Here is a 26042-nt window from a genome sequence, read left to right on the forward strand (position 1 = left end):
GCTGCCCAAGAAATGTGACCTGCCGTCTTGTTATTTATGCCCACGGGGCGCATGCTGCCAGATGCCCGATGAAAATCGGGAGGTATTCTCAGGGCGGGGTGCAATTCCCCACCGGCGGTAAATCGCCCACAGCGAAAGCCCGCGAGCGCCTGACATCCTGTCAGGGTCAGCAGATCTGGTGACATCACTTGCCGTGATCATTCCAGAGCCGACGGTGTTGCCAGTGTGACTGGCTCAGTCCGGATGAAAGAGAATATGACAACTGCCATTCAGTCTGTCTTTCAGGCGTCCGTCACTGCATTGCAGTGGCAGAGCCATTTCTTTCTTGCCCTGATTCTGGAAAATTCACGTTGTAATTTAAGGACTTTTACCATGAATCAGTCATTGTTAAGCCCCTTTGGCACGCCCAAAGAACGGGTGGAAACCGCGCTTGAGCACCTGCGCGCCGGTTTGGGCGTATTGGTGGTGGATGATGAAGACCGGGAAAATGAAGGCGACATGATTTTTGCCGCCGAAAGCCTCACCGCCCAACAGATGGCGCTGCTGATCCGCGAAGGCAGCGGCATTGTTTGCCTGTGTTTAACCGACGAGAGGGTCAAGGCGCTGGATTTGCCGCCCATGGTGACCACCAATACCAGCCAGTACGGCACACCGTTTACCGTGAGCATTGAAGCCCGTGACGGCGTGACCACCGGCGTGTCTGCCGCTGATCGGGTGACCACCATCAAGGCCGCCATTGCCGATGATGCCAAAGCCGAGCACTTGGTGCGTCCCGGCCATGTCTATCCGCTGCGGGCCCAGCCTGGCGGCGTATTCAGCCGTCGCGGTCACACCGAGGCCACCATTGATTTGATGAAGCTGGCAGGACTCAAGCACGCCGGGGTATTGTGCGAAGTCACCAATCCGGATGGCACCATGGCACGCCTGCCACAAATCATCCGCTTTGGCGCAGAGCATCAGATGCCGGTACTCACCATTGAGGACATCGCCGGTTACCGCCAGTCGCTGCTGGCCAACGCGGGGTAAACCTGCGGTTGGCACACAATGAAAAAAGCAGCCTTGGCTGCTTTTTTGTTGGCGACACAGTTCACTGTTATTGTTTAAATTCCCGGTAAAATCCCAAGGAAATTATCGGCGGAAGCATAGCCAGCCAGCCTGAGCGTGGCATAATGGCCGCCAGAAATATTCACCGTTAGATTAAGGTTGATCTATGTCGATGTCTCAGGATCCTTGTGCCCGTCCCCAGTTATTGCATCCCGACGAAGCAGTGCCCATGTTGCTGCAGCAGATTATCCCCCTGTATGAAACCGAAACCGTTCCCCTGAGTGAAGCCCTCGGGCGCATTCTGGCAGAGGATTTGTGCAGCAGCATCGAACTGCCTCCCTTTAATAATTCGGGGATGGACGGCTACGCCTACCGCTTTGCCGACCTGCCGGGCAAGGGCACCCTTACGGTGATTGGCAAATCCTTTGCCGGCCATCCTTATCACGGTGAATATCGTCCCGGCAGCTGCATCCGCATCATGACCGGTGCCACCGTGCCCGAAGGCTACGACACCGTGCAGATGCAGGAATATGCCACAGTGGACGGCACCCAGGTCACACTGGAGCCTTGCAGCGAGCAATGGGAAAACGTGCGCCTTCGCGGCGGCGAAATGGCTGCAGGCACCAAAGTGCTCACCAGTGGCACCGAGATCCGCGCCGCCGAAATGGGCATTATCGCCACCTTGGGCATCAGCCATTTGCGGGCATACCGCCGCGCACGGGTAGCGTTTTTCTCCACGGGTGACGAGCTTCGCCCCATTGGCAGTGAGCTGGCGCCTGGGCAGATTTACGATTCAAACCGCTATTCCATCAAGGCCTTGCTCATGAAAGCCGGCGTGGAGTGGATTGATTTGGGGGTTATCAAGGATGACCCGGAAGCCATCCGTCAGGCCTTTCGTGAAGCCGCCGCCAAAGCCGATATGGTGCTCACCTCGGGCGGCGTATCCGTGGGCGATGCCGACTTCACCAAACAGGTACTGGATGAAGAAGGCAAAATCACCTTCTGGAAACTGGCCATGAAACCTGGCAAACCCTTTGCCATGGGTAAAATCGGTGATGCGGTATTTTGCGGCTTGCCGGGCAACCCGGTGTCGTCCATGGTGACCTTCTACAAACTGGTATTACCGCTGCTGCGCAAATTGCAGGGGCATAAACCCGCCTCCACCTTGCAGTTGCAAGCGGTACTGACCAGCGCCATTCGCAAGAAACCCGGCCGGGTGGAGTTCCAGCGGGGCATTCTCAGTCAGGGCAGCGACGGCAAGTTGCAGGTGTGTACCACCGGGTCGCAGGACTCCTCCCAGTTAAGCTCCATGCATCTGGCCAACTGCTTTATCGTGCTGGCCCAGCAGCAGGGAAACACCCAGGCCGGAGAACTGGTCACCGTCGAACCCTTTAACCCAGTGCTGTGCTAACGGAGCCACTTATGGAGCAGTTTGACGATATTCTCAGCGACAGCGAAATGCTGCGTTACAGCCGCCAGATCTCCATTAAGGGCATGGATATCGAAGGGCAGGAACAACTGAAACAGGCCAAGGTGCTGATGATTGGCGCCGGCGGTCTTGGCTGCACTGCGGCCCAGTATCTGACCGTTGCCGGCATCGGCCAGCTGACGCTGGTGGATTTTGATACGGTGGAGCTGTCAAACCTGCAGCGCCAGGTGCTGCATCTTGATAAAAACGTGGGTCAACCCAAGGTGCTCTCAGCCCGGGAAAGCCTGCAACAGCTCAATCCCCATGTGGCAATCAAGACCCTCAACCAAGTGTTGGATGATGACGAAATTGACGCGCTGGTGGCCAACCACAGCATTGTGCTCGACTGCACCGACAACGTGGCCGTGCGCGAGCAGCTGAACCGCGCCTGTTTCCATCACAAGGTGCCGCTAGTGTCTGCCGCCGCCATCCGCATGGAAGGGGTGATCACCGTCTTCAACTATCAGGAGCACATGCCCTGTTATCACTGTTTTGCCAGTCTGTTCGGCGAGCAGCAGCTGAGCTGTGTGGAATCCGGCATTCTGGCCCCCGTGGTGGGCATGATGGGCTGTTTACAAGCCACGGAGGCCATCAAGGTCATCTGCCAACTGGGCAAGCCCCTGTACGGCCGCTTGCTGATGGTGGATGCGCTGACCATGGAGTTTCGCGAAATGAAATTGCCCAAACAGCCTCACTGCCCGGTTTGTCAGCCCTGACCCCTCTTGCCCGCATTGGCGGGCATCTGGCTCAACACCGGGGTGTTTGAGCCAAAAATCTTTTTTCTCTATGTGTCATTTGTGCTGCGGCCATGGCAAATCCCACGGGGATTGCCAGAGTTGCCGCTGCGCCGCAACCTCAGCACTCAAAAATGCCGCGCCGGTGTCAGGCGGGCACAAATAGCGGTAATGCCGCCCTTGCCAGCAAAACTCCAGCCCGTAGGCATGCAGATAACCGCGTTCGGCTGCACTTTCGGCCGCGCCATAAAGGGGATCCCCAAGAATGGGCACGCCGATGCTGCCCAGCGCCACCCGCAGCTGATGGGTTTTGCCACTCAAGGGTTTTAGCAGGTACAGGCGCAGGCCTGCCGCCACCGACTGGCTGAAAAACTGGGTGGTGGCCGGGTTGTGGGTGGTGCGCAGCAGTTTGTACATGCCCCGGCGGGATTTGGCCATGTCCCCCACTATCCAGCCCTGTTTCTTTTTCGGTTTGCCTTCTGCCAGTGCCAGATAATATTTCTGCACCTGATGATGGCTGAACAGTGCGGTAAATCCTGCCGCTGCCGCCGATGAACGCGCCAGCAACAACAAACCTGAGGTCATGGTATCAAGGCGGTGCACCGGATACAGTGGCTGCTGCAAGTTGGCAGACAACTGGGCCACCAACCCGGCATTGCCATCCTGGCTGTGAAAATGCACACCGGGGGCTTTGTCCACCACGATAAAATCCGGCTCACAGGCCAGTAAACGGTAAGGCTGGGTCATTACAACGGTCTTCTCAAGCGCCCGGGAATGTCAAAATCACCTTCAAACCCGGCTGGTTGTCCAAAAGGGTGATTGTCGCATGATGGCGCGATAAAATCGCCTTTACCATGGATAATCCCAAACCGCTGCCCTGTTGGTGGCGACTGGGATCCAGCCGCACCAGCCGTTCAAACACTTTTTCCCGCGCTGCGGCGGGAATGCCCGGGCCATTATCGCTGATTTCAATGCTGCGCCCCTGCTGGCAAATACGGATGCAGGCCCCCTTGCCCGCATATTTGATGGCGTTATCCACCAAATTGAACAATGCCTGGAACAACAGGTGCTTGTCGCCGGAAATCACGCAGTCCTCAGTGGTTTCCAGCACCAGTGTTTGCTGCTGTTCTTCGGCCAGCGCTTCGGCCATTTCCCGCAAATCGGCACACAACTCATGCAGGCTTACCGGTTGCAGCTCCAGGGTTTGCTGCCCCTCTTCGATGCGGGTCAGCGACAACATGGCATTAAAGGTGGCAAGGCAATGATCCAGTTCATCGGTGAGCTCGCCACAGCGCTCCGCCAGTTTTTCCGGCGGCTGATAGGGCAGTTGCTCCAGCCCGATGCGCAGATGGGAGAGGGGCGTGCGCAAATCGTGGGCAATATTGTCGGTCACCCCCCGCACCGCCCGCAAATTATGCTCCAGGGTATCCAGCACCCGATTGAATTGGGTGGCCAGCAAATCAAACTCATCCTGCTGGTGGCTCACCGGCAAGCGGGTATTGTAATAGCCTTGTTCAATGCGCTCACTGAGCCGGTTGTACTGCACCAGTCGCCGCAATAACCCCTTGGAAAACAGATAGCCCACAACCAGTGCCAGTACGATGGTCAATGCCAGTGCCATCAGTGCGGCGCTGACAAATTTATCAATCAGTGCCGCCAGATGATCGGTGCGGGTGGCAATCAGCACCGGGCCGTAACGGGTCATCACCACGCCGCCGGTGAGGATGTGGATTTTTTCCGGGCCGCCGGTAAAGATGGGAAACTCCCGGGTATTGGGCAGCAGCGGCATGTTTTCCGGCATCAAGGTGAGCGCGCCCACCATCTCCACCCCGCCCTGCCAGGCAATCAGGGCGGTGCGGGAATCAGAGGCGCGGATTTGCGCTGCAAATGCCCGGCGATCCACCGTCAGCGATAACTGCTGGTAACGCTGGGCCTCCGACAACAGGTGCTGGCGTACCTGGGTTTGCTGCTCGTGCACCAGTTGCCGGTACAGCACCAGCAACAAGGCACCGATAATCAAGGTCACCAGTACCGAGAAAATCAACGTAATGCGCCAAGCGCTGCTGCGCAGCGGTTTAATAGCCTTTGCGAAGACGATAGCCGGCACCTCGCACGGTTTCAATCAGGTTGCCATGCCCCAAATCTTCAAATTTCCGCCGCAGTTTGGCAATGTGCACATCAATCACGTTGGTGCGGGGGTCGAAGTGATAGTCCCATACCGCCTCAAACAGCAAGGTACGGCTGACCACCTGATTGGCATGTTCCATCAGGTACTTGAGCAACAGGAACTCCTTGGGCTGCAGTTGCAGCTCGGCGTCATCCAGTGTCACCCGCCGGGTCAGCAGTTCCATGCGCAGCGCCCCGACCTGCAAATCCGTGGTTGCCGGCTGGGACTGGCCGCGCTGCATCAATTTTTCTGAGCGTACCAAGAGCTCTGAAAACGCAAACGGCTTGGTCATGTAATCATCGCCGCCGGCACGCAGGCCCTTGACCCGCTCATCCACATGGCTGAGCGCCGACAAAATCAGCACCGGGGTTTTATCGCCCTGCCGCCGCAGGGTTTCCAGCAGGGTCAGCCCATCCAGCGATGGCAGCATGCGGTCAAGGATAAGCAGGTCAAACTGTCCGGACTCCGCCTGAGCCAACCCTTGCAAGCCGTCACCTGCGGCTGCTATCTGGTGCCCCTGCGCCTGAAACCCTTTGACGATATACTGCTGGGTGGTCACATCATCTTCTACCAGTAATATTTTCATCGGTTAGTCCCATTTCAGTAACGGCAGCTGCCGCTGATGTTCAATGTCAAATGCCAGATTGTAGCTGCCGTGTTCATCCAGTATTTTCAGCTCCAGATAGCTGATCCCCAAATCCTGATCCAGTAATGCCTGCTGCAGGTAACCCGGATGTTGGGCCAGTAAGGGACGGGCTAACGCCGACAGGGTTTGCCGGCGCTCGCGCAGCAACAATGCCAATGCCAGCACCGGCGCTTCTTTGGCAAGAGGGCTGGCACTGCGCTGCAATACCTGGCCCTGACGGCCATCCAGCACCAGTTTGTGCTGCAGGCGGGTGCCCGGATCCACCAAGGTAAACTGGTATTGCAGCTGCTCATCTGCCACCCGGGCGCGGTATTGCATCACCTCACCCAAATGCAGGGCGGCAGCCATGTCAATGGCATCAAGTGGCCGCAGGTGCTGGCCATCTTCAAAATAACTCAATAATGGCGCGGCACTTGCCATGGCAGCGAAGCACCACAATAACATTGCCAGCATCAGCCTCATGATACCTCCATTCAAATAACGCCCGCAGTGCCCGTAAATAAGCGTTCATGCCCCACTCATGCTGCCATCACCCACCTGCACCAGGCGTGAGGGCAACCTTGGGGTTAGCGCTATTTGGCCATTCGGACATTGGCTGCCATTACCGCCCCAATGGCGGATAAACTTGGGGGTTCAGTATACGAAAGGATGGAATAACCCTGTATGGAAACAAGATTAAGTTTTGATCATCTCAGTCATCCACTGCCGATTATTCGGCTTCCAGCAGATGGATAAGTTCCGATTTAAGGGCAACATCGGTTTGTTGCCCTGCCGTCAGTGCCAGTTTTTGCACCAGATGCAGCGGCAGTTCGGCCTGAAGCTGGTAAGCCACCCCGGCAATGCTGGCCACCAGCCGCACGGATTCGCCCATCACCAGCAGTGAGTCAATGGTGACCGACAACTTGTTGTAACTGCGGCTCAGGCGTCCGCTACTGATGGCGTTAAAACGGATGCCCTGATTGGGGATCACCCAGCGCACCCGGCTTCCTGGGGCCTCGCCCGGCGGTGCATCGCAGGCAATCTGCTGCTCACCAAATTGCAGCCATTGCAGTTTCTGCTCAGGATCATAGTGCAGTACCGTGGCATCGAAAATGTTCCGCAGCCCCATTTGCCGCGCCACCGCTTCATTACGGGGCTTTAGCAGCACCTGCCGTGGCTCGCCCTGTTGCAGGATTTGCCCGCCACTGACCAACACCAGTTTGTCGGCCAACAACAACGCTTCGTTAATGTCGTGGGTGACCATAATCACCGGTATTTGCAACTGGCTTTTCAAGCGGGCCAGCTCAATGTACAGGCGTTCGCGGGTTTCCCGGTCCAGCGCGGAAAAAGGCTCATCAAGCAGCAGCACCGAGGGCTCCCGGGCCAGTGCCCGCGCCAGCGCCACCCGCTGCTTCTGACCGCCTGACAACTGATGGGGCAAACGCTCTGGCAAGCCCTGCAGGTTTACCCGCTCCAACCATTGCCGGGCCCGCGGCTGTCGCTGGGATTTGGGCAGGTGATCCAGCCCTGCCATCACGTTGGCCTGGGCACTGAGATTGGGAAACAAACCGTAATGCTGGGGCACATAGCCCAAATGCCGCTGCTGGGGAGACAAATTGACGCCGGGGCCAAACCACAACTGGCCGCCACAGCGAATTTCGCCGCTTTGGGGCTGGTTAAGCCCGGCAATCATACGCAGCAAGGTGGTTTTACCGCCGCCGGAGGGGCCAACAACCGCCAGCAATTCACCGGCGCGGCACTGGAACTGTGCCTGCAAGGGAATGCCCTGCATCTGGGCTACCCGTACCTGCAAATCGCCCCGGCCGCTCATCGGTTACGCTCCATCCGCCGAGATAAGGCAGTGGTCAACGCCAGTGCAGACACCGCAAACACCAGCAGCAGCAACGACATGTTGCCTGCGGTGCTGAAATCAAACGCCTGCACGCTGTCGTAAATGGCAATGGAGATGGTTTTGGTTTCTCCGGCAATGGAGCCGCCCATCATCAACACCACGCCAAATTCGCCAAGTACATGGGAAAAACACAGAACCAGTGCAGTCAAGATCCCGGGCCAGGCCAGTGGCAGCTCTACCCGCAGCAGCTGTTTCAACCGCCCCATGCCACAACAGGCGCAGGCATCACGCACCTCCTGAGGCACCGCTTCGAAGGAGCGCTGGATGGGTTGCACTGCAAACGGGATATTCACCAGCACGGAAGCCAGCACCAAACCGGAGAAATGAAACACCAGCTGCACGCCGAAATATTGCTGCAACAGCTGCCCCAGCCAGCTCTCGCTGCCAAGATTCACCAACAGGTAGTAACCAATCACCGTGGGAGGCAGCACCAGGGGCACCATAATCAGTGCTTCCAGCCAGGATTTTCCGCGAAAATTTTCATAGGCCAGTGGCCGCGCGATAATCACCGCCAAGGGAATGAGGATCAGCACGCTGATGGCAGCCAGCTTTATCGACAACCACAGTGACTGCCAATCCATTACGGCACCTTGGGCAAACCAAAACCATAGGCGCTGAACACGGCCCTGGCAGGTTCACTTTGCAGATACTGGAAAAAATCCTGGGCCACGCTGCCGGCGTTGTTCAGCAACACCATGCGTTGGGTCAAGGGGCGGTGCTGTTCCTGGGGCAGGGCCAGATAACGCCCCCGCGCCTGAAACTGGGGGGCCAGCGCCAGGGATAACGCCACGATGCCCCCTTGGGCCGATCCGCTGAGGGCGAACTGGGCAGCCTGGGACACGTTTTCACCGTAAACGACGGCCGGTTGCAAATCCTGCCACAGGCCATGATGCTGCAACAGCTGTTTGGCGCGTTCGCCATAGGGGGCATGGGCCGGGTTGGCAATGGCAAAACGGCTTAACTTACCACTGGCCAGCAAGGCTTTTAACCCGGATAAATCTTCATCCAGCGTCAGGGGGGAGTTTTTCGGCGCCACCAGCGCCAGGCGGCCATAGGCGTACACCACGCCGTTATCCTGGGTCATGCCCGCATGCTGCAAGGCATCCACATATTTTTCATCCGCAGACAAAAACAGCTGGAAAGGGGCGCCGTGTTTTATCTGCGCCACAAAATTACCGGATGAGCCATAAGATACCCGCAGGTGATGCCCGCTGGCCTGCTGGTAATTTTTGACGATTTCATCCATGGCAAACTTGATGTTGGCCGCGGCCGCAATGTTGGGCGCCTCAGTGGATGCCCCCGCAGCCCACAATGCACTGCTCCAGCCCAGTAATAACAAGGTAAAACCACGCCAGAGCCACGTCATCATCAGGTTCCTTGCTCCCAGGCTTTTGCCGCTTGTTCGTCTGCGTCATGGGCATCCACCCAGCGCTTGTCGTCGCCGGTACCTTCCAGCTTCCAGAAAGGCGCCTTGGTTTTCAGGTAGTCGATAAGAAATTCACAAGCGGCAAACGCTGCCTTGCGATGGGCACTGCTGACGCCGATAAACACGATTTGCTCACCCAGGGACATGGTGCCCACCCGGTGGATGATGGTGACAAAGTTCAGCGGCCAGCGCTGCCGGGCCTGGGCGGTGATCTGCTGCAATACCGCTTCGGTCATCCCGGGATAGTGTTCCAGGGTCAAATCGGTGACCGCACTGCCATCGTTAAAATCCCGCACCTTGCCCACAAAGGTCACAATGGCACCATCCCCGGCGTCAGTGGCAATTTGGGCGTATTCTGCCGGCACATCAAAATCCTGTTGTTGTACACGGATACGGTCTTGCATGGTTAACCTCCGGTCACCGGCGGGAAGAAGGCCACTTCATCGCCGTCACGAATCGTCTCATGCCAGTTGCTGAGGGTCTGGTTAACCGCCACCAGCAGTTTGTCAGACGCCAACACCTGGGCCCATTTGTCGTTGGTGGCGGCCAGGTGCTCGCGCAACGCGGCGGCGGTCGCAATTTGCTCACTGGCCTCCACTTGAAGGGAAGCGGTACCGAGCAGTTCTCTGATTTGGGCAAAAAACAATACGTTAATCATAGTGCTACACCTTAAAATGTCCTGATTTTCCGCCGCTTTTTTCCAGCAGGCGCACGCCGGTGATGTGCATGTCTTTTTGTACCGCTTTACACATGTCGTAAATGGTCAGGGCCGCTACGGATACAGCGGTCAGCGCTTCCATCTCCACGCCGGTTTTACCTGCCAGTTTGCAACGGCTGGTAATCCATACCCGGTTGTGTTCAGGCTGTGCCGCCAAGTCCACTTCCACTTTGGTCAGCATCAAGGGATGGCACAAAGGGATCAGCTCCGAGGTTTTTTTGGCAGCCATGATGCCGGCCACCCGGGCAGTGGCGAATACGTCACCCTTGTGGTGTTTGCCGCTGATAATCATTTCCAGCGTGGCCGGAGCCATCTCCACATAGGCCTCGGCACGGGCTTCACGTTCGGTTTCAGACTTGGCAGTAACGTCCACCATATGGGCATTACCATCGGCATTGATATGGGTAAATGTTTCGCTCATCAAAAAGCTGCCTTAGTTGTCATTCAAAATATGGCGGTGACACCGCCGGACGCATTAACCGCCGATGGACGCCAGATGCTGGGTAACGCCGGTGATGCCCTGATGCAGGAAGTGCGTTTCTTTTTTCAGTTGCAATTGCTGATGCAAACGCGCGATTAACGCCTCCTGCTGTGCTGTACTTTGCAGTAAATCCCGCAAATCCAGCCCTTGTTCGGTAAACAGGCACAAGTGCAGTTTGCCGGTTGCGGAGACCCGCAGCCGGTTACAACTGGCACAAAAATCCTTGGAGTATGGCATGATAAGCCCAATGCGCCCCTGGTAATCGGGGTGGCTGAAATTTTGTGCCGGGCCATCATCTGCGCCGGGCTGGTCATATAGCCAACCGGCGGCCATCAGCCGCCCTTTAATGGATTCACCCGCCAGGTGATGCGCTTCGAAGTAGTCGTGCCCGAGGCCGGTTTCCATCAGCTCGATAAAGCGTAAATCGATGGGCGTGTGTTTAATCCAGTGCAGGAAACGGGGTAAGTCTTTGTCGTTAAGGTCTTTCAGCAGCACCGCATTGATTTTCACCCGCTCAAACCCCGCATTCAGCGCCGCATCCACGCCACGCATCACCTGATCGAAGCGGTTTTCACCAGTGATCTGGTAAAACATGCGCGGATCCAGGCTGTCCACGGAAATGTTAATGCGTCGCAGACCGGCGTCGTACCATTCCTGGGCGTTTTTCTCCAGGCGGTAGCCATTGGTGGTGGTGGCAATGGTATGAATGGCGTCGTTATCCGCCAGCACCCGCACGATGTCGGTAAAATCCTTGCGCAGTGTGGGTTCGCCGCCAGTAATGCGCACCTTGCGGGTGCCCACGTTGGCAAAAGCCGTCACCAGATGCTCTATTTCGCTGAGCGTAAGAAAAGACTGCTTACCATTGGGACGATAGCCGTCCGGCAGGCAATAGCTACATTTGAAGTTGCAAACGTCAGTCACTGACATCCGCAAATAGTGAAACCGTCGACCAAAATTGTCTTGTAACTGCTGGGACATGATCACCTTTCCAATACAAGGGGAGGCGAGTGCATTTCTACATTCACCCCGGTGGCGAAATGCCACGGCCAAGATCCCTTATCTGTAGTGACGTAGGAACCTGGGCTCGGAGAACCGTCTGTCCTTAGTATAAATGCAAATGGCATATCGCCAAAACCCCCAAACGAGTTTGCACCACAGCCAAAGGCAGGATCTGTGACTAAAGTCCACTATCCCCCGTCAGGGCAAACCCTGTGCGCTGACAAAAAATTCGGGTATGGTGTAACCCTACGTCAACATCCGCTTAACACTAAAAGGAATAACAAAGCATGATGGAACGCGAGTCTATGGAATTCGATGTTGTCATTGTTGGGGCAGGCCCGTCAGGGTTGGCAACTGCCTGTCGTTTGCTGCAGATTTCCAAGGATGCGCAAACACCGCTCAGTGTCTGTGTGGTTGAAAAAGGGGCCGAAGTCGGGGCTCACATCATGTCAGGCGCGGTTTTTGAACCCTCGGTATTGCAAGAGCTGTTCGGTGACTGGAAAAGCCTGGGGGCACCGCTTGAAACCGCCGTCAGTGCCGATGAATTCCTGCTGTTGCAATCTGCCGACAGCGCTCGGGAGATCCCCCACTCGCTCATTCCAAAACCCATGACCAACGACGGCAACTACATTATCAGTGCCGGTAATTTGTGCCGCTGGCTGGCAAGCCAGGCAGAAGCGCTGGGCGCCGAGATTTTCCCGGGCTTTGCCGCCAGCGAATTGCTGTTCAATGATGACGGCAGCATCAAGGGGATCCTGACCGGTGATATGGGGGTGGGCAAAAACGGCCAGGCCAAGGACGGTTTCATGCCCGGCATGGAGTTGCTGGCCAAATATACCGTATTTGCCGAAGGCTGCCGTGGCCATCTGGGCAAGCAGTTAATCCGCCATTTTCATCTGGACAATGGCAAAAGCCCCCAACACTACGCCCTCGGTTTCAAAGAAGTGTGGCAAATTCCGCCCGAGCAGCACCAGCTGGGCAAAGTGTTACATACTGCCGGTTGGCCATTAACCCAGGCATCCGGTGGCGGTTTTTTATATCACATTGAAAACCATCAGGTATCTGTAGGATTGATTGTGGATCTCAACTACAAGAATCCCCACATCAGCCCTTTTGAGGAGTTTCAGCGCTACAAGACCCATCCGGCCATTGCCGCCATTTTACAGCAGGGCGAACGGATAAGTTATGGGGCCAGAGCCATAGCCAAGGGCGGACTTAACTCCCTGCCCAAAATGAGTTTCCCCGGCGGCATGCTGGTGGGCTGTGATGCGGGCACCCTCAACTTTGCCAAAATCAAAGGGGTGCACACCGCCATTAAAAGCGGCATGCTGGCCGCCGAAACCCTGGCAGAGGCGTTGATGGCAGGCGTTGATGCCGGCAAGGATCTGGACTGCTTGCAAACCCGGCTGGAACAAAGCTCCCTTTATGACGAACTTTACCGTGCCCGCAACTTTGGTCCGGCGCTGCACAAATTCGGTACCATGCTCGGAGGTGCTTTCAACTTTGTGGAACAAAACTGGTTCAATGGCAAATTTCCCCTCACCTTGCGGGATGATAAAGCCGATTTCACCTGCCTTGGCAATGCAGCCGATCACCCGCCGGTAAGCTATCCGCCAGCCGATGGCAAACTGACCTTCGATCGCCTCTCTTCCGTCTATCTGGCCAATATTGCCCATGACGAAGACCAACCCTGCCATTTGCATCTCACCAATGCCGATGTGCCACTGACTCGCAATTTGCCGCTGTATGATGAACCGGCCCAGCGTTACTGCCCTGCCGGGGTTTATGAAATCGCCACCAACGACAGCGGCCAGCCGGCATTTGTGATTAATGCCCAAAACTGCATTCACTGCAAAACCTGTGACATCAAGGACCCCAGCCAGAACATCACCTGGGTGACGCCTGAAGGGGGCAGTGGCCCCAACTACTCCAGCATGTAGGGTGTCACACGGCGGTGACATCACTGCAGTATTTATAGACAGCAAGATTGCAGCCGCACGGCCTGGCAGGGATAATGCTTGCAGGCAGTGCGGCTGTGTCGTATCTGTGCGTACCCGCCTTGAGCCCCAGGCTTGAGGAGCCCTGAGTATCTGAGCTGTCACAATTAATAAAATAAAATGAAATTCAACACACTAACGATTAAGCAGAAACTGCTTATCACCATGGTACTGGCAGTGCTGCTGCCCGCATGCCTCATTGGCATACTTGATCAGCACAATGCCAAACAGGTGATCCGTCAGCGCATGTTAACCTCGGAATTGCCCAATCAACTGCTGCAAATCCGCCACCGTATCGAGTTGGAAATCGGTACCTTACTCAATGCATCCAAACAGCTGGCAGACGACCCACTGCTGGAGCAATGGCTAAAACAGGGACGACCAGACAGCACCACACCACTGGTGCAAGCAAAACTGCAACAACTGGTCAACCAATATCAGCTGGCCCAGGCCTCCTATGCCGATCGCCAGTCAGCGGCCTACTACACCCAAAAAGGACTGCTGCGGGTATTAACACCACAACGGGACGGCTGGTTTTTTGACTACGTCAACAGCGGCAAAACCCAAATGCTGCAGCTGTATACCGAGCCGGACAGCAAAGAGGTGAAACTGTTTGTCAATTACCAGCAAACCCATGGCCGGGCGCTGGTGGGATTGGGTAAGTCATTGAAAGACATGATGACATTACTGAGCAGTTTTCGCATTGATAAAACCGGCTATGTCTTTCTGACTGACGGGCAAGGCGTTATCCAAATCCATCCGGACAAAGCCCTTTCTGGCAGCGGCCGCCTGCAGCAACTTTACGGCGCCCATGCCAACGCGCTGCTGCAACACCGGGATTTCAACCTGCAAACACTGCCATTGGGCGGCGAAGACATGCTCGTTGCCAGCAGCTATTTACCCGCCATTGGCTGGTATGTGGTGGCCCAGGTACCGCAGCAGGAGATTTTTGCTGAACTGGAGCAGGCCGCCTGGATGATCATGCTGTGGACACTGCTGATCACCGCCATTTTCATCCTATTGGCCATTTGGGTGGCAGGCTCGGTAAGCCGCCCCATTGCCCGGGCTGCGGCCATGTTTAGCGAACTGGGCAAAGGCGACGGGGATTTGCGCCAACGGCTGCCAGAAGCAGGACAGGATGAACTGGCAAAACTGGCCCATGGCTTTAACGGCTTTATTGCACAAATTCACCACTCCATGGAAGCCGTGGCGGATACCAGCGGCAAGCTCACCGCCGCAGCCAACACCGCCGCGGAACATGCCCAGCAAACACAACTGGATTACAGCGAACAAAAAGACAAAACCTTAACGGTTGTCACCGCGGTCAACCAGATGGGCGCCACCGTAAGCGATATTGCCGCCAATGCGGCCCAGGCGGCATCCGCAGCAAAAAATGCCGACGAGCAAGCCGTTACCGGCCAACAAGTGGTTGCCCGTACCCGCAATACCATCAACCAGTTATCGGAAGATGTGGGACAGATGTCCGAGGTGATAGCCTCGCTGTCCAGTCATACCGATGCCATCGGCAGCATTCTGGATGTGATTCGCGGCATTTCCGATCAAACCAATCTGCTGGCGCTGAATGCGGCCATTGAAGCGGCCCGCGCCGGAGAAGCCGGCCGCGGATTTTCGGTGGTGGCCGATGAAGTGCGCAATCTGGCTGCTCGTACCGCCAAATCCACTGATGAAGTGCAGCAGATGATTGACCGCCTGCAACAGGAAGCGGCCAAAGCGGTGGCCGCCATGGAGCAAAGCCAAAACCGCTCGGCGGAGGGGGTGCTGGCCGCAGATGAAGCCAGCCACGTATTGCAGCAGATCTCGGAACGCATCTCCCTTATCAGCGACATGAATGTGCAGGTGGCCGCCGCCACGGAAGAGCAAACCGCCGTGGTGCAGGACATTAACCGCAACCTGCAGGAGATGAGCGAGGTTTCTCACCGCACCAGTGAACGCTCCCAAACCGCCTATCAGGCCAGTGATTCCCTCAATCAACTGGCAGACAGGCTCAACACTCTGGTTGGCCGTTTCCGGCTCTAAGGGCAGCTTAAGGGATTAGTGCTCCTGGTTTTTGTCAGCGCATTGGTAACACCCCGGCTCCCGCGGACAAACCGCGCCGCGGGAGCAAATAAGCCGGGCTTGTTGTTTCAGCCCCCGCTCCAGCCAGTGGATATTCAGAATGCGCGCCAACATCAGTAACTGACGGCGCATGCTGCCGGGAATATCCGACTCACCACCACGGCTGACACATAGCTGCTGCAGCTCCCGCGCCATGGACTGGGCATCCATTTGCTGGGCTTCAATGGCCGGATTCAAATCAATACCGGCACACAACACCCGGTTATTGCCTGCAAGATCCGTCACCTTCACCGACTCGCAGCAATAAATGCGCGGCTGCCCATTCACGTCCAGCAAGGAAATCTGTGCCGCACTGCCCTGGCGGGATTCGCGGATCATGCGAAACACCGACCAATGCTGGCACGGGTCCACCACCTTGCGCATATTGCCCCAGGGCAGCGGAATGCCGTTGCCCCGGTATACCGCCTTGAGTTTGCCCGGCGCATAGGCATCAAAATAATGCCAGTGGGGGTACGGGGAGACCACCGTCATGCGCCGCATCGCCACCGAAGGCGTCACCCCGGCCAACCGGTGGGCATCCACTTCATAGCCATAACGGTCCAGCAGTTGTCGAAAAGGCACCTTGGGGCATAGCAGGGCCCCGGCAAAAAAGCTCGCCTCAAAGCCGCGCCACGCCTGTAAAATGTCCTGGGCATTCATCAGGGAGCTTTGTTGGGCCGGGTCCAGTTCATAGGCACCGGGGCCGATGCTCATCTCGTGTTGCAGCCCGTCACTGCGGTGCAATACGCAGTGGCCGATATGCACCGCCAAATCGTATTTCATGCGGGTGGGGCTACTGCGCAAACATTCATTGAGCATCAGTTTACCGGGCGCATCCATAAAAGAGGTCACCAGACGGTGACTATTGTCATCACTGCGGGGCGTGTTGAACCAGTGGATCTTCAGCCCCTGGCGCGCAGCCAAATCCAGCATCTCTTCCAGTGTCAACGGCAGTCTTTTCTGCCCAATCTCTTCGGCGGCCCGCTCCAGATCCGGAAAATGGTTTTGATGGTGTTCCTGATAAGCCCGGATCAACAACTGGGCAAACTGACGCCCGGAGATCCCCGCCTGCGACAGCATCTCCGGAATGGCAATCTGCAAGATGTCGTCTGAAAACAGGAATCCCGGCTCCAGCGGCATACCGCTGATGCCGCCGTGACGCCCCTTTTCCGGCACAATGGCATCGTCTTCCGGCGCATCGTCCAAAAACCACTCCGGGGTTTTCTGAAACACATCGGCAATCACCTTCAGCATGGCGAAACTGGGGGTACGCTTGCCCCGCTCTATCATCGACAGGTAAGACACCGATGGCGCATGCTCCGGTGCCGTCCGCACGCAGCGGGCCGACAAATCCTCCATGGTCAAGTGGTTACGTTTTCTGAGATTTCTGATTTTTGTCCCAAGAAAATGGGACTTACGAAGAAGGCTATTTTCCTGACGCATTTTGTAAAATTCACAATGTAAAATTTTTATTGTGAAATTCTAGTAGAAAAACGGCTAGCCTACAAAATATACAAAACGGGAAAGGGTCCTGTGACGTATACCATATACAGTCAATTACGAGGGAATAGCCATGAATATGCCACTGAATGCCACTGAATTGCAGCGTCAACACCCATGTATTGCGATGGCAGTCGTGAATGTGGAGTCGCTGGCTAAACGTCATATCTCTGAAAAACTGTCCAACGCCAAACAGTTACTGGACATCCTGTTTCCGTTGGCTCAAGGGTCCCATAACAATGTGACCGGCTACATGGTGTACTACCAGCACCTGTTGGCATGCTTTGCCGATGCCACCATGAGCGGTTTGCAGCAACCACAACAGTTTGTGGCCCTTGCCGGCCATAAAAACCAGCCAGAAGCCCTGCTGCTGAAACACAACAGCGGTTACCATCTGGAGATGAGCTTTAATCATGGAGGCATTATCGGCATCCATGACCGAGCGGGCATTGATGATATCCAGCTGGAAAAAGCCGACCGCAAAACCCGGCAATGGATTAGCCTGCTCCATGAAAACGACGGCGGCCAGGCCTGCGCCCAAACCTTGGACAAACAGTTTGTCGACCGGGAAGGCGTGCTGTACACGCTGTGATTGGCAGCCCGGCGGCAAAACCCACTAACGGCAGCATTACCTGCCGTTTTTTTATGGCGGTTTGCCGCCCCCCTTGAAGGGACATGGTCACCTGCAGGGAAGCGCAAATGACAATAAATGCCAACATTAAATAAAATTGAATCATACAATTAAGATAATTTGATTTTTATTGAACATGTGGTCTCCCCTATACTGCGGCTTCTGCGTTTTCTGGAACCCTTAAGCCATGACTGAAGCTGTTTTTCTGCGGGAAAATCACCGTAAAATTTTGTTTTGCCTGTTAGCCGTTGCCTGCCTGATCCCGGCGGTATCCTCACCACTGGCGTTAATTCTGGGCTTTATACTGGCCAATCTGGGCTGGTTACCCGCTGATTGGGAAATCGGCAAATTCACCAAAAAGCTGCTGGCCATTTCCATTGTTGGCTTAGGGTTTGGCATTCCGTTGCAGCAGGCCGTGGCCATCAGTACCCATAATTTGCCGTTAATTCTGGGCAGCATCATCTTTACCATTGCGGTGGGCACCTTGCTTACCCGCCTGTTCAAACTGGAGCACCGCACCGGCCACCTGATTGCCTGCGGCACGGCAATCTGTGGCGGCAGTGCCATTGCGGCAGTGGCCCCCGCCATTAATGCCAAAAGCGATCAAACCGCACTGGCACTGGCCTGTGTGTTCATTCTTAACTCCATTGCCCTGTTTGTTTTTCCGGTGATAGGCCATCTGCTGGCCATGAGCCAGCACGATTTTGGCGTGTGGAGTGCCATTGCCATTCACGACACCTCATCTGTGGTAGGTGCCGCATCCGCTTATGGCGAGGAGGCCCTGAAAACCGCCACCACCATTAAACTGGCACGGGCGTTGTGGATTGTGCCGGTAGCGGCATTAAGCGCCATGTTTTTCGGCGGGAAGGGCCGCATGATTGTGCCGTCATTCATCCTTTATTACTGCCTGGCCATTGCCATTACCAGTCTGTTTCCCCAAGGGGCGGCATTTTATGAGCTGCTCTTTAGCGCCGGTAAACGCACGTTGGTGGTGTGCCTGTTCTTGATTGGCTGCGGCATTACCCTGAAAAAACTGCGCACCCATGGCCGCGGGCCGCTGTTGATGGCGACCCTGCTGTGGCTGGCCATTGGCAGTGGTTCGTTATGCTGCGTATTGTGGTTGAGTGAATAGGGATGACGCACCTGTCAGGCGGCCTGGGCATTATCGGCACCAGGCTGAATTAAATCCTCCATGAACCAGGCACAAAAACTGTGGCGGCCGTCCACATCGGCTTTGGTGTAAATGGAAGATGCCTGCTGCCTGACGGTTTTTTCCTTGGTGTTGCGTACACCGGCAATCTCTTTGAAACTCAACCCCTTAAGCAAGAGCAACGCCACTTCCTGTTCACTGCGGGTGAGTGACCAAAGGTCAAACTGCTGCTGCACCGCCAGTGTATATTCCTGCCGGGCCGCCTGCATGCGGTTGGAGATGTTGCAAATGCGGGTGTCGGCCCGCTTTAACTGGGCAGCCAGCTGGCGGATTTTGCGGGTGCGACACAGTAAATCGGTGCTGATATAAAGGGCGCCAAGCGCCGATAACAGCACCAGAAAACTTTCCTGAATAATGTGCCACTGAGGCACGCCCAGCTCCAGATCCGACAGCACATCCAATAGGTTCAGCACCATTATTACACACAGCAGTGTAATCATCAGCCAGTCCTTCATTTGCAACGCTCCTAAAAATAAATCCTTTTCTATCATAAAGATAATCGCATGGTACATATGTACCATAGGCGGGTTCATTATACAGTTCCCCGATGCCAACAGGGTAATTTTGTGGCAGGCTGGTGATGTTATTTTCCCCGGTGATCACAGCTTATGATATTCCAAAAACTTTCGTTAGCACTGGCGCTGCTGGTGTCGGCGTTGCCGCTATCTGCCGCAACCGCCCCCCACCAAACCAGCACCGAAAGCATCCGCAGCCAATTACTGTCTCAAACCCAATCCAGATTACAAGGTTACACCGCCCAAGGCCCTTCCAATCAGATTGCATCGCTTTACCAAAGTTCCGACTGGTTAATGGGGCTGCCCACCCTGAGCCTCAGCCATTTGCAGGGGTTGGACAGCCGTCGCAGTTATGAACAGCAACTGTCACTGAACTTGCCGGTAAAATCCCCGGCTATGCAGCGCCTGGATGAGCAACTGGCGCCATTGAATGCCAAGTGGGTACAGCAGCAACAAAAATTGCAGCAGTTGTATCTGTCTGGATTGTTGCGCCAATACTGGTGGCAGCAGCAACTGGCGGATGCGGCGCTGCGCCAGTTGCAGCATAAACAGCAAACCCTGCAACAACTGTTGCAACGCCAGCAAGCGCTGAGCCACAGCGGCGAATCCCCCACCAGTCAGCTGCTGATGCTACAACGGGAGCTGTTAACCCTGCAGCTGGCCGTATTGCCCCTGACCCAGCAGCGCAGCAGTGCCAGCGATGCCCTGCAACGGCTGACAGGCCTGAGCCAGTTACCCTCCCTTGATGAAAGCAACCGGGCATTACCACAGGATGACGGTGCCGGTAATCCCCTGTGGCAACTGGCAAGCATCCAGCTGCAACGGCAAAAACTGATGGCAACGTCAACCGTCAACGGTGACAGCACCCCGTGGCTGTTTTCCGTGAATGCCAAAAACACCGCCACACCGGGCATGGAAGAACAGGCCGTGGGCCTGAGCCTGGATATCCCCCTGCCAACCCGCAGCGGTTTGAGCCAACAGGAAGTGGGCACACTGGTGGAGCAGCAACTCAACTTACAACAGCAACAGCAGCAACTGATGTTGCAAACCCGGCTGCAACTGGATGATTTGCTGCAACAACGCCACCAGTTGCAACAACAGCAACAACTGCTGCAACAGTCATTGCAGCTGGCGCAGCAACTGACCCGGGCACTGGCCGCCACCAAACAGCAGGGGCTGGCGCAATATCAGGCATGGCTACGCAGTTATATTGATGAGATGGATACCCAAAGCCGTCTTACCCTGAACCAATTAACGCAGTCCCAACTGCATTCCAAACAATTGCAAGCTCTTGGAGTTACCTTATGAAATGGAAATCACTGCTCAGCAGCAGTGTCTTGGCGCTGTCATGCTATGGCGCCGCAGCCAACGAACTGGCGGTAGCCGAATTGGGCAATCTGGCATTGGCTTACTCACCGGTTACCACAGTGCAGCAGTTGCCCGCCAGCCCAGTACCGGCCACCGTGGCTGCCGAAACCGGCAATACCTTTTTTCTGAATGCACCGGAGATGATCCAGCAACGCCACTGGCTGGTGGCCGATGGCGCCCAGGTTACCCAAGGGCAGCCGCTCATTTTGCTGCAAGGGGCCGGGGTTCATCATTTCCATATGCAGTTTGACGCCGCCAAAGCCGCATTTTCGCTGGCGCAGCAACGCTATGAACACAACCGCAAGCTGCGGGCAAACGGCACCATTGGTGCTGATGCATGGCGTCAGATAAGCCAGCAATACTACAGTGCCAAACTGCAGTTTGAACACATGCAGCACTTTATCAAACTGCTGCGGGACACCCCTACCGCCCAGGGCGATGCCGCCCAGCTGCTGGCGCCCATTGCCGGCATTTTGCGTTATGGCGACAAGCGAGAGCCACTCAATGACGGCGATTTGCTGCTGGGGGTTACCCCCCTTGACGATATCCGCCTGCATGTACGCCTGCCGCTGACACTGGCAGCCACAACCACGGCAGTGGATACCGGCAAATGCCAGCTTACCCTCAGCCGCCGCGACAATTACGCCCAAGGGGGATTTGTTACCGCCTGGAGCGAACCTGTGACCCCAGCGTGCCAACTCATGCTCGGACAGCAATTGCAGGTGACACCACTGCAACAGGCCACCGCGCTGAAAGTGCCCAAACAGAGCGTTTACTCTTGGGGAACCGGGCGCCAGGTATTGCGCCTTAGCGGGGAAAAACTGCTGCCCACCGACGTCACCATTGTGGGGGTTGAGGCCGAACACTACCTGCTGCAACCACAATCCGAGCTGCAAAACAGCCAGGTGTTAAGCGAATCCGTGGCCGCCGCCAAGGGCATGTTACTGGGCTTGGGAGGCGAGTAATATGCTGAACTCAATTCTGCGTTTTTCATTAACGCAACGGCTGTTCATGCTGATCACCGGACTGATCCTGGCCGCCGCCGGCGGTTATGCCTGGGTGGGTATTCCGCTGGACGCCTTTCCCGATATCTCCCCAACCCAGGTGAAAATCATTCTGAAAGCGCCGGGGATGACCGCCGAGGAGATTGAGTCCCAAGTGACCGTACCGGTGGAAACCGAGCTGCTGGGCATCCCCAAACAGGCCATCTTGCGTTCAACCACCAAATACGCGATTACCGCCATCACCCTGGATTTCAATGAAGGCACTGATATTTACTGGGCGCGGCAACAGGTAAGCGACCGTCTGGCGGCCGTAAAGGATAAATTGCCCGCCAATATTGCAGGCGGCATTGCCCCCATGAGTACCCCGCTCAGTGAAATTTTCATGTTTTCACTGGAAAACCCCAACATGTCGTTACTGGAACGGCGCCAGCTGTTGCAGTGGCAAGTGCGGCCGCTGCTGCGCACCGTGCCCGGGGTGGCGGATGTCAACATCCTCGGGGGCTATGCCAAAACCCTGCAAGTCACCCCCAACCCGCAACTGATGGCCCAGGCCGGCATCAGCCAACGCGAGCTGATGGCCCGCATTGAGGCCAGCAACGCCAATACCGGTGCCGGACGCATCACCGTGGGCACCGACAACTTCACCGTGCGCACAGAAGGACGGGTAAACACCCTGGATGCCCTGCGCAACATGGTCATTGTCAGCAATGCCAACGGCACCTACCGCCTGCAAGATTTGGCCACCGTGGAAATCGGCCATCTGGCACGCTATGGCGCGGTTACCCGCAATGGCAGTGAAACCGCCGAGGCGTTAATTGTCGCCCTGAAAGACGCCAATACCGCCGATGTGGTGGCATCGGTGAAAACCAAACTGGCACAAATTGAGAAAACCCTGCCAGCCGGCAGCCAGCTCAACGTGTTTTACGACCGGGCCAATCTTATCAGCACTGCCATCGGCACCATTTCCGAAGCGCTGGTGGAAGCGGTCATCCTGGTCATTGTGCTGCTGGCACTGTTTTTGGGCAATGTCCGGGCGGCACTGGTGGTGTCACTGTCGCTGCCACTGGCGGCGCTGGCCACCTTTGTGCTGATGCGTTATTTCAACCTGTCGGCCAACCTCATGAGCCTGGGGGGGCTGGTGATTGCCATCGGCATGCTGGTGGACTCCTCGGTGGTGGTGGTGGAAAACATCGTCAACCAACTGGCGGGCGGGCAAAGACTGCCGCGGCTGCACCTGATTTACCGCGCCACCAAGGATGTGGCCACACCGGTGATCTCCGGCACCGTGATTGTGATTATCGTGTTCTCGCCATTGCTGACGCTAACCGGGCTGGAAGGCAAACTGTTCTCGCCAGTGGCCATTACCATTGTGTTTGCCATGCTCTCGGCGCTGTTGCTGGCGCTGACCATCATTCCGGTGGTGGCGTCCTATCTGGTGAATGAAAAAGCCGTGGCCGAACCCAAATTTGTCCAGTGGCTGAAACGGCGCTATCTGCAATCCCTGGAATGGGTGCTGCATCATGGCAAACGCTTTGTCACCATTGCCAGCGTGCTGCTGGTGCTGAGTTTTGGCCTGTTCACACTGGTGGGCAAAACCTTCATGCCCACACTGGATGAAGGCGACATCATTTTGCAGCTGGCCAAATCCCCGTCCATTTCTTTGCAATCGTCACTGGAGCTGGACACCCAGATAGAAGAGCACCTGCTGCAAACCGTACCGGAAATCCGCCAGCTGGTAGCCCGTACCGGTGCGGATGAATTGGGGCTGGACCCCATGGGACTCAACGAAACCGACGTGTTTTTGCAACTGAAACCGGTGGAGGAGTGGCGTTTTGATACCAAAGCGCAGCTGATTGATGCCATCCGCGCCGAGGTGGTGAAATTCCCCGGGATCGATTTCAACTTTACCCAGCCCATCCAGATGCGCGTTTCTGAAATGCTCACCGGCAGCATCGGGGATGTGGCCATCAAGATTTTCGGTGATGACCTGGGCACACTCAACCGGCTGGCAGGACAAATCAGCAGCATTACCGGCAGCACCGCCGGGGCGCAGGACGTGAAAACCGCCATGACCGAAGGCAGCCCGTTTATCAACCTCAAGCTCAAAGAGGGGCTGGCCAGCCGCTATGGCATGGATGCCACCGAGTTTGGCCGTTACCTGAAAAGCCAGCTGGAAGGGGTGATGGTGACAGAAGTCATCCAGGGTAAAAAACGCACCCCGGTGCTGATTGCCCATCCCCGTGACAGCATCACCAGTCTGGTGCAGTTGCAGCAGCAGGTGATTTTGCTGCCCGATGCCAGCCTCAAACCCTTGAGTGAACTGGCGGACATCAGCTATCAGGAAGGCCCCATCCGCATCGACCGGGAACAGGGCAACCGCTTTGCCGTGGTCACCACCAATGTGAGCGGCCGCGACATTGTCAGCTTTGTGGAAGAACTCAAGGGCAAACTGGCCAGCGACCTGACCCTGCCCAGCGGTTTCAGCCTTGATTTTGGCGGCGAATTTGAAAACCAGCAACGGGCCACCAACAACCTGCTGCTGGTGGTGCCGGTGGCCATCATGCTGATTAACCTCATCCTGTTCACCACTTTCGGCACCATCTCCAAGGCGCTGTTAATCCTGGCCAACGTTCCCTTTGCCATGATGGGCGGCATTATCAGCCTGTTCCTGTCTGGCGAATACCTGTCAGTGCCTGCATCCGTGGGCTTTATCGCCCTGCTTGGGGTGGCAGTGCTCAACGGGGTGGTCATGGTCAGTTACTACGAACAGTCCCGGCACATGTTTGCCACTCTGGAAGAGCGGGTAAAACAGGGGGCGGCGCGGCGTTTACGCCCCATTTTGATGACCGCCACCACCGCCATGTTCGGCCTGATCCCGCTGGCCTTTGCCACTGGACCCGGCGCCGAAATCCAGCGGCCGCTGGCCATTGTGGTGATTGGCGGCTTAATCACCTCAACCATCACCACCCTGTACTTATTGCCGCTGCTGTATGAAACGCTGGAGAAACGCAAATGAAACAATTGCTTATCCTGATCACGCCCCATAACCTCAAGGACGATGTGGTCGACCGGCTGATGTCGCTGGAATATCTGTCCGGTTTCAGCCTGATCAACATTTGCGGCTTCAGCCGGGAACACAGCCAATACAATCTGAAAGAACAGGTGGAAGGCTACCGCGAATTTTACAAGTTCGAGATTATGCACCCACAGGAGTCACAACAGGCGCTGTTGGCGGCACTATCGGATGTATGCCGCCATAACCCCTGCCGTTACTGGATTGTACCGATTGTGAGTAACGGGGTGTTGGGCCAAAACTGACCTGAACCGGTCAAGCGCTGACGCCGGGTCATCCACCCGCAGGCTGTTGCCGTGTGGGCATACCCCCTGCCAGCGCTACCCTAGTGTTATTAACGCTATGATACCGTTGGCTTGTTGTCGTGACGCAGCAACATCTGCCCGGCAATCGCCAACAGGCAATATCCCAAAAAGAACCAGAAGCCCGCCTCAAAACGGGCGCTGGTACGCACCATGTCCCCCATGCCCGCTGAGGCATCGCCAGCCATGAAACTGATGATCAGCGCCACCACAAACACATCGGCCATGGACCATTTGGCAATCACGTCGGTTATCAGTGTCAGGTTGCGCCTAGCACCCGCCCGCAGTGGCAATGCCACACTGGCCAGCAGCAACAGCAGTTTAATTGCCGGGATCACCACGGAAAACAGTGCCACCAGCAGAGCCACCAACACATGCCCGTGTTGCTGCAGCTCTGTTACCGTACCCCAGATGCTGCGGCTTTTATGAAACACCGCCACCTCACCTTGTAACTGATCCATCCCCAGCAATCCTGCCACCATGCCCAGCAGATTGCGGGTGTGCTGCTTGGTATCTGCCGAATCCTGCCCCACGCTCTGGGCAATCATCTCGATGCCCGCGGCTGACAGCTTGGTTTTTTCCACGTGCCCGTCCAGCGTGAGCACCGGCAAGGTCACCCCGGGCACCAGCAATCCCAACGACAGCAACAGTAATAACAACGCTTTCCAGTTTGACATGTAACCCCACTTTGCCCGCCATCAACCATGGCGATGATACCCCATGCGGCAGCTAAAGTGTCATCAGCTACCGCCG

The 26042-nt window shown here is 56.2% G+C and carries 25 protein-coding genes and 2 riboswitches; of the genes, 11 read left to right on the forward strand and 14 right to left on the reverse strand.

The annotated features are described in order from the left end of the window. Positions 1-80: 80 nt before the first annotated feature. Positions 81-259, forward strand: a riboswitch (FMN riboswitch). A gap of 113 nt (positions 260-372) precedes the next feature. The 3 genes from ribB to moeB all read left to right on the forward strand — a co-directional run bounded on the left by ribB (position 373) and on the right by moeB (position 3228). Further along, entirely contained in the window at positions 373-1026 is a 654-nt protein-coding gene (gene ribB, locus ACIDEJ_RS11480; protein WP_411988206.1) for a 3,4-dihydroxy-2-butanone-4-phosphate synthase, read from the forward strand. A gap of 184 nt (positions 1027-1210) precedes the next feature. Continuing rightward, positions 1211-2455 carry a molybdopterin molybdotransferase MoeA gene (gene moeA, locus ACIDEJ_RS11485; RefSeq protein WP_411988207.1) on the forward strand — a complete coding sequence of 415 codons (1245 nt, stop codon included), beginning with the start codon at positions 1211-1213 and terminating at the stop codon, positions 2453-2455. 11 nt (positions 2456-2466) lie between these two features. Further along, positions 2467-3228 (forward strand): molybdopterin-synthase adenylyltransferase MoeB, encoded by a 762-nt coding sequence (moeB, locus tag ACIDEJ_RS11490; protein WP_411988208.1) that lies wholly within the window; start codon positions 2467-2469, stop codon positions 3226-3228. Between the two features lie 75 nt (positions 3229-3303). On the opposite strand, the gene ACIDEJ_RS11495 is transcribed toward moeB, so the two are convergent. The 11 genes from ACIDEJ_RS11495 to moaA form a co-directional block, all read right to left on the reverse strand. After that, positions 3304-3993 carry a TIGR01621 family pseudouridine synthase gene (locus ACIDEJ_RS11495; protein ID WP_411988209.1) on the reverse strand — a complete coding sequence of 230 codons (690 nt, stop codon included), beginning with the start codon at positions 3991-3993 and terminating at the stop codon, positions 3304-3306. 13 nt (positions 3994-4006) lie between these two features. Further along, positions 4007-5272 carry a sensor histidine kinase gene (locus ACIDEJ_RS11500; protein WP_411988279.1) on the reverse strand — a complete coding sequence of 422 codons (1266 nt, stop codon included), beginning with the start codon at positions 5270-5272 and terminating at the stop codon, positions 4007-4009. A gap of 49 nt (positions 5273-5321) precedes the next feature. Further along, a complete protein-coding gene (locus tag ACIDEJ_RS11505; protein ID WP_411988210.1) occupies positions 5322-5999 on the reverse strand; it encodes a response regulator transcription factor in 678 nt (225 codons plus the stop codon). A 3-nt stretch (positions 6000-6002) separates the two neighbouring features. Further along, on the reverse strand, positions 6003-6521 hold the full coding sequence (locus ACIDEJ_RS11510; protein ID WP_411988211.1) for a hypothetical protein: 519 nt from the start codon (positions 6519-6521) through the stop codon (positions 6003-6005). 247 nt (positions 6522-6768) lie between these two features. Further along, entirely contained in the window at positions 6769-7869 is a 1101-nt protein-coding gene (locus tag ACIDEJ_RS11515) for an ABC transporter ATP-binding protein (protein ID WP_411988212.1), read from the reverse strand. Next, complete coding sequence (modB, locus tag ACIDEJ_RS11520; RefSeq protein WP_411988213.1) at positions 7866-8531, reverse strand: molybdate ABC transporter permease subunit; 666 nt, start codon at positions 8529-8531, stop codon at positions 7866-7868. The genes ACIDEJ_RS11515 and modB overlap by 4 nt, the downstream gene beginning before the upstream one ends. Continuing rightward, a complete protein-coding gene (gene modA, locus ACIDEJ_RS11525) occupies positions 8531-9319 on the reverse strand; it encodes a molybdate ABC transporter substrate-binding protein (RefSeq protein ID WP_411988214.1) in 789 nt (262 codons plus the stop codon). The genes modB and modA overlap by 1 nt, the downstream gene beginning before the upstream one ends. Beyond that, entirely contained in the window at positions 9319-9780 is a 462-nt protein-coding gene (gene moaE / locus ACIDEJ_RS11530) for a molybdopterin synthase catalytic subunit MoaE (RefSeq protein WP_411988215.1), read from the reverse strand. Before moaE ends, modA begins: the two co-directional genes overlap by 1 nt. 2 nt (positions 9781-9782) lie before the next feature. After that, complete coding sequence (gene moaD, locus ACIDEJ_RS11535; RefSeq protein WP_411988216.1) at positions 9783-10034, reverse strand: molybdopterin synthase sulfur carrier subunit; 252 nt, start codon at positions 10032-10034, stop codon at positions 9783-9785. A 4-nt stretch (positions 10035-10038) separates the two neighbouring features. Next, on the reverse strand, positions 10039-10515 hold the full coding sequence (gene moaC, locus ACIDEJ_RS11540; protein WP_411988217.1) for a cyclic pyranopterin monophosphate synthase MoaC: 477 nt from the start codon (positions 10513-10515) through the stop codon (positions 10039-10041). Positions 10516-10569: 54 nt separating this feature from the next. Further along, positions 10570-11553, reverse strand: a complete 984-nt coding sequence (moaA, locus tag ACIDEJ_RS11545; protein WP_411988218.1) for a GTP 3',8-cyclase MoaA — start codon at positions 11551-11553, stop codon at positions 10570-10572. Then, positions 11541-11677: riboswitch (molybdenum cofactor riboswitch) on the reverse strand. (Overlaps the previous gene by 13 nt.) A gap of 187 nt (positions 11678-11864) precedes the next feature. On the opposite strand from moaA, the gene ACIDEJ_RS11550 reads away from it, so the two are divergent. Further along, positions 11865-13514: an electron transfer flavoprotein-ubiquinone oxidoreductase gene (locus ACIDEJ_RS11550; protein ID WP_411988280.1), complete on the forward strand. Its 1650-nt coding sequence runs from the start codon at positions 11865-11867 to the stop codon at positions 13512-13514. A gap of 177 nt (positions 13515-13691) precedes the next feature. Further along, complete coding sequence (locus ACIDEJ_RS11555; protein WP_411988219.1) at positions 13692-15608, forward strand: methyl-accepting chemotaxis protein; 1917 nt, start codon at positions 13692-13694, stop codon at positions 15606-15608. Between the two features lie 15 nt (positions 15609-15623). Here ACIDEJ_RS11555 and ACIDEJ_RS11560 read toward each other — a convergent pair whose 3' ends face one another. Beyond that, positions 15624-17129, reverse strand: a complete 1506-nt coding sequence (locus ACIDEJ_RS11560) for a DUF3612 domain-containing protein (protein ID WP_411988220.1) — start codon at positions 17127-17129, stop codon at positions 15624-15626. A 130-nt stretch (positions 17130-17259) separates the two neighbouring features. Between ACIDEJ_RS11560 and ACIDEJ_RS11565 the strand changes: the two genes are divergently transcribed. Then, positions 17260-17778: an aldolase/citrate lyase/malate synthase family protein gene (locus tag ACIDEJ_RS11565; protein WP_411988221.1), complete on the forward strand. Its 519-nt coding sequence runs from the start codon at positions 17260-17262 to the stop codon at positions 17776-17778. Between the two features lie 226 nt (positions 17779-18004). After that, positions 18005-18949 carry a YeiH family protein gene (locus tag ACIDEJ_RS11570; protein WP_411988222.1) on the forward strand — a complete coding sequence of 315 codons (945 nt, stop codon included), beginning with the start codon at positions 18005-18007 and terminating at the stop codon, positions 18947-18949. A gap of 14 nt (positions 18950-18963) precedes the next feature. Here ACIDEJ_RS11570 and ACIDEJ_RS11575 read toward each other — a convergent pair whose 3' ends face one another. Then, positions 18964-19482, reverse strand: coding sequence for a helix-turn-helix transcriptional regulator (locus ACIDEJ_RS11575; protein ID WP_411988223.1), 519 nt, complete (start codon positions 19480-19482; stop codon positions 18964-18966). A gap of 153 nt (positions 19483-19635) precedes the next feature. Between ACIDEJ_RS11575 and ACIDEJ_RS11580 the strand changes: the two genes are divergently transcribed. From ACIDEJ_RS11580 to ACIDEJ_RS11595, 4 genes are read left to right on the forward strand one after another with little or no spacing between them, the layout of a single operon-like run. Then, positions 19636-20850 (forward strand): metal transporter, encoded by a 1215-nt coding sequence (locus tag ACIDEJ_RS11580; RefSeq protein WP_411988224.1) that lies wholly within the window; start codon positions 19636-19638, stop codon positions 20848-20850. After that, positions 20847-21875: an efflux RND transporter periplasmic adaptor subunit gene (locus tag ACIDEJ_RS11585; protein ID WP_411988225.1), complete on the forward strand. Its 1029-nt coding sequence runs from the start codon at positions 20847-20849 to the stop codon at positions 21873-21875. The genes ACIDEJ_RS11580 and ACIDEJ_RS11585 overlap by 4 nt, the downstream gene beginning before the upstream one ends. Before the next feature lies 1 nt (position 21876). Next, positions 21877-24930 (forward strand): efflux RND transporter permease subunit, encoded by a 3054-nt coding sequence (locus ACIDEJ_RS11590; RefSeq protein ID WP_411988226.1) that lies wholly within the window; start codon positions 21877-21879, stop codon positions 24928-24930. Then, positions 24927-25232, forward strand: a complete 306-nt coding sequence (locus ACIDEJ_RS11595) for a DUF3240 family protein (RefSeq protein ID WP_411988227.1) — start codon at positions 24927-24929, stop codon at positions 25230-25232. Before ACIDEJ_RS11590 ends, ACIDEJ_RS11595 begins: the two co-directional genes overlap by 4 nt. Positions 25233-25327: 95 nt before the next feature. Here ACIDEJ_RS11595 and ACIDEJ_RS11600 read toward each other — a convergent pair whose 3' ends face one another. Continuing rightward, complete coding sequence (locus ACIDEJ_RS11600) at positions 25328-25966, reverse strand: paraquat-inducible protein A (RefSeq protein ID WP_411988228.1); 639 nt, start codon at positions 25964-25966, stop codon at positions 25328-25330. Positions 25967-26042: the final 76 nt, after the last annotated feature.

The organism is Shewanella mytili (genome assembly GCF_046765975.1).
Classification (GTDB): Bacteria; Pseudomonadota; Gammaproteobacteria; order Enterobacterales; family Shewanellaceae; genus Shewanella; species Shewanella mytili.